We start from the raw sequence: 4,008 nt of genomic DNA on the forward strand, positions 1-4,008 counted from the left end.
TGCTTATGATCAAACAGATGACAACAAAACTATATTGCCATTCAGTAGCTCTGGTCCAACTGTTGATGGAAGAATGAAACCAGAAATTTTGGCTCCAGGATCTAAAATAAAATCATCTTGTTCTTCATCAAGTAGGGAGACTCGAGCTTCTAACAAGTTATGTTCAAAAAGCGGAAGTAGTATGGCTGCTCCTTTTGTAGCTTCATTAGTTATTAAAATTCTTGAAAAAGAACCAAATTTAAATATAAAACAAATTCGAGAAAAACTATTTAAGGCGTGTGATCCAGCAGTTTTTCCTAATAATAATTTGGAAATTTTTAGAGCAGGAAATGGTTATGTAAATCCAAATAAAATAATCAAATAAAACACATCGTTATGGAAAATTATATCACAAATTATAGAAGAAACAGACCCAATAATAATTTATACGAATCTTTAAATTATTTCAATCAAAACGAACAAGTAGTCACAACCAGACCAGCCAATATAAAGGATTGGTGTGCTATTAGAAATCAAATTGCTTATATTTTAGGACAAGCCGAATTAGATTGGATTGATCCTTATGATGTGGGAAATCGAGGCAGATCAATAGGAGAAGCAGAAACAAACCCTGATGGAAGCTTTAAAATGATTGATCAACTCGAAGAATATTGGAGAGGTGTAAGAGGCACAAGAGCAAATCCGCCAAGTTATCAAAATGTAAATCCTAGAAACACTGCTTTGGCATCGGCTAGAGGTCAAAATGCGTGGAGTGCGGCTTTTGTTTCTTGGGCTATGAGAACTGCTGGGGTTGAAGAATCTGACGGGTTTGTGTTTAGTATGAGACATATTACTTATGTGGTTCAAGCTTTGAGCAACGCAAGAAAAAACGATGCTTCAAAACCAGTTTGGCTAGTTGATAACACAAATGCTGTAGAAGTAGGTGATATTCTATGTTTTAATAGAGTAAATGATAACGGCGTAATGAGTAATCATGCCTTAAATGGATTGGCTAGACTTTATCTTGATGCAAACAACAATGTTCGTGATTTGGAAGGTGTAGGAGGAGTATCCCATTGTGATGTAGTGAAAGAAATAATAGTCGAAAATAATAGAAAATTTGCAGTAGTCGTTGGAGGAAATAAAAGAAGCAATGGTACTGTTGCTTCAGTACGGATACGTTTGAATAATAACGATACTATTTTAAATCCTGCCGCAGTAAGAAATCCAGGTAGTTGTTTTGGAATTATTAAATTAGGGTCAGTTTGCACTCCAAGAATAACAGAATCAATTACTGAAGGCGAAGACGAATCGCTCCACCAACCTTTTTTTACAAATGCTTTTCTTTTTAGAAGAAATGCAAACAACCCAAATACTTTAAATGTGATTTTTGAAGGTGATTCTTGGCTTGATTATCCAATTCCTCGTGTGCTTGATTTGTACGACACCATTTCGGATAGAAACCAAAGCTTGAATCTAAATAGTTTGCACTTGGCAAAATTTGGAGAAACCACTAGTGATATGTTTAATGATAAAGCAAACTTTGTTCAATACATCAGTAACTATAGAATCGATAGAATATATTTTAGTGGTGGAGGTAATGATGTTTTTCCACAACTTGGGACAATATTAAATCCTGGAATTACTAGCTTTAGTACTAATTTTTTCACAGATCAATCTAAACTAAACGATTTGCAAAACACAGCTTCTGGAGATGAATTGTTTAGAAAATGCATTTTATATAAAAGATATCTAAACACTCAGGTGTTTGAAAATGCACTTTTCAATACAGCTAACCTGAACAGAATTTTCAATACAATTGCAACAAATTATTTAGGATTTGGAAGTATTGTCAATTCAAACTCAACGCCAAATACTAAATTTTATATGCATACCTACGATTATCCGTTGTATAAATTAGGTGTAAGACCATCGTTAGTCAATGTAAGTTTGCCACTCGGACCTTGGATAAAACCAGTATTTGATCGATTACATATAAACGATGAAATTTTAAGATGCTATATTATAATCAGACTTCTAGATAAATTTCATTATTTATTAAACTGTATAAAAGCAATATTTATTCAAAGAAGATATCAATTTCAAACTCAAATTATCGATTTTCGAGGATTGCTAAATGGCTCACAATATTGGAGAGACGAAATACATCCCAACTCAGCTGGAGCTTCAAGATTATCAACTAGAGTTAATTTTTAATCTTAAAACTACTACTGTTATGAGATTTAGAAACACACAAAACGGGCTAACGGTAACGGCAATATGCGGCACAACTTGCTGCCTATTGTCGTTTGATATGGATGTTAATAAAACAAAAGGATTACTTGGTTTTGCTATCGAAAGAGAAGACAAAACAGAGCATGAAAAATATTTCCTTAAAGGATTTAAGTATTTTGAAGGAACAGAATCTAGAACAGATAACGGTCAATTATTTACCACATTCGAGCAGCCAATACAATCTTTTTTATGGGAAGATTTTACTGTCAAAGAAAAACATCAATACATCTATACAATTATTCCCGTTTTTGGGAAACCGAAACTTCTTAAATATGGAAAAAGTTGTGCTATTACAGTAAATACGCCAACTAACAAGTTGGCTGAACACGAAGTCTATTTTAATAGAGGTGTAGCTGGAAGCAATGCGTATGCTAGCAAGTTTAAAAACAAAAAACCAAGTGAAATGAATCCTGACGAACAACAGAAAGCACTTCAATGGTTGTCCAGAGGTCTTTTTGAAGCTTTAATTGGGTTTGTGGAATCTGCAGCAGACAGTAACTATCAATTGCGTGCAGCACTTTACGAATTTGAATATCCGCCAGTACTTGAAGCTTTCAAAAAAGCATTTGAAGAGAGAAATGTCGATGTTCAAATTGTTTACGATTCTGTAGGGCAGAAAGAAAAAAATGAACACGCTATTTCAACAGCAAATCTTCCAGAATCAATTCTAACCCCAAGAAATAATGTGCCTAATATTTCGCATAATAAATTTATTATTTTGCTTAAAAACAATAAACCTATTACTGTTTGGACGGGTTCTACTAACATTACTGAGAAAGGGATTTTTGGACAATGTAATACTGGACACATTATAAAAAATGAAGCTATTGCTCAAAAATATTTTGAATACTGGAAATGTCTTCATTCTGATCCTGAACAGGCAATTATTAAAAATAAAACTTCTGAAATTCAAAAAGAGTTGAAAGCGGAAGAAATACCAAATGGAACATCCGTTTTTTTTAGCCCTAGAAAAACAAAAGACATTCTTAAAACGTATTCAGATTTTCTAAATAACTCCAATTCATTAATCTGTGGAATGTTTCCTTTTTCTTTTAATAAATTAATAAAAGAAGCAGTTGTAAGACAAACAGATCAATTAAAATATATTTTGATTGACAAACAAGATAAAAACACCACATTTGTAAACAATGATTTTGATAATGTTATCGTATATGGTGGTTATTTTAAAGAGCCGTTGTTCGATTGGTTAAAAGAGACAAGTGCAGGAAGTTTGTTTAAAAGCGGCACCAATTTTATACACAATAAAATAGTATTGATAGATCCAATGAGTGAAAATCCTATCGTTATTATTGGTTCAGCAAATTTTAGCGACAATAGTATTTCTAATAATGACGAAAACACTGTAATTATAAAAGGAAATAAAGATTTAGCCGATATGTATCTGACAGAATTTGTTAGGGTTTTTAACCATTATTATGTACGTCAAATCGCAAAAAAAATGACCCAAACAAATAATAGAAATCCATTGCATTTGTTTACAGATTCTAAAGATTGGGTGCCTGCTTTTTATAAAGCAAACACTTTAAAAGGCAAAAGAAAGAAATTGTATGATACTATGTTGGTTTAGTTATAATTAAAAAGCGTCTCGAGTAATCAAGACGCTTTTTTAATCAAAAAAATGTCTTGTCCTAAAATGGCGATACATAAATTCATCGTTATGGAAAACACCCAGGAACCTCGCTATGTAAAGCGTACTCAAAAAGACTACAGTAT

3 protein-coding genes are annotated in these 4,008 nt (G+C 32.6%); all 3 read left to right on the forward strand.

Translation table 11 applies throughout. The features are described from left to right. A partial coding sequence (locus ACHZC3_RS06265) for a S8 family serine peptidase (protein WP_394759019.1) occupies positions 1-364 on the forward strand: 364 nt, incomplete at its 5' end. Between the two features lie 11 nt (positions 365-375). Further along, entirely contained in the window at positions 376-2,196 is a 1,821-nt protein-coding gene (locus ACHZC3_RS06270) for a DUF2272 domain-containing protein (RefSeq protein WP_394759020.1), read from the forward strand. Between the two features lie 19 nt (positions 2,197-2,215). Next, positions 2,216-3,862 carry a phospholipase D-like domain-containing protein gene (locus tag ACHZC3_RS06275; RefSeq protein WP_394759021.1) on the forward strand — a complete coding sequence of 549 codons (1,647 nt, stop codon included), beginning with the start codon at positions 2,216-2,218 and terminating at the stop codon, positions 3,860-3,862. Positions 3,863-4,008 lie beyond the last annotated feature (146 nt).

Source organism: Flavobacterium sp., assembly GCF_043720215.1.
In the GTDB taxonomy this organism is placed as follows: Bacteria; Bacteroidota; Bacteroidia; order Flavobacteriales; family Flavobacteriaceae; genus Flavobacterium.

Excerpts from the sequence above, each read along its gene's own strand:
- ACHZC3_RS06270 (WP_394759020.1), top strand. The coding sequence starts at position 376 with ATGGAAAATTATATCACAAATTATAGAAGAAACAGACCCAATAATAAT.
- ACHZC3_RS06275 (WP_394759021.1), top strand. The coding sequence starts at position 2,216 with ATGAGATTTAGAAACACACAAAACGGGCTAACGGTAACGGCAATATGC.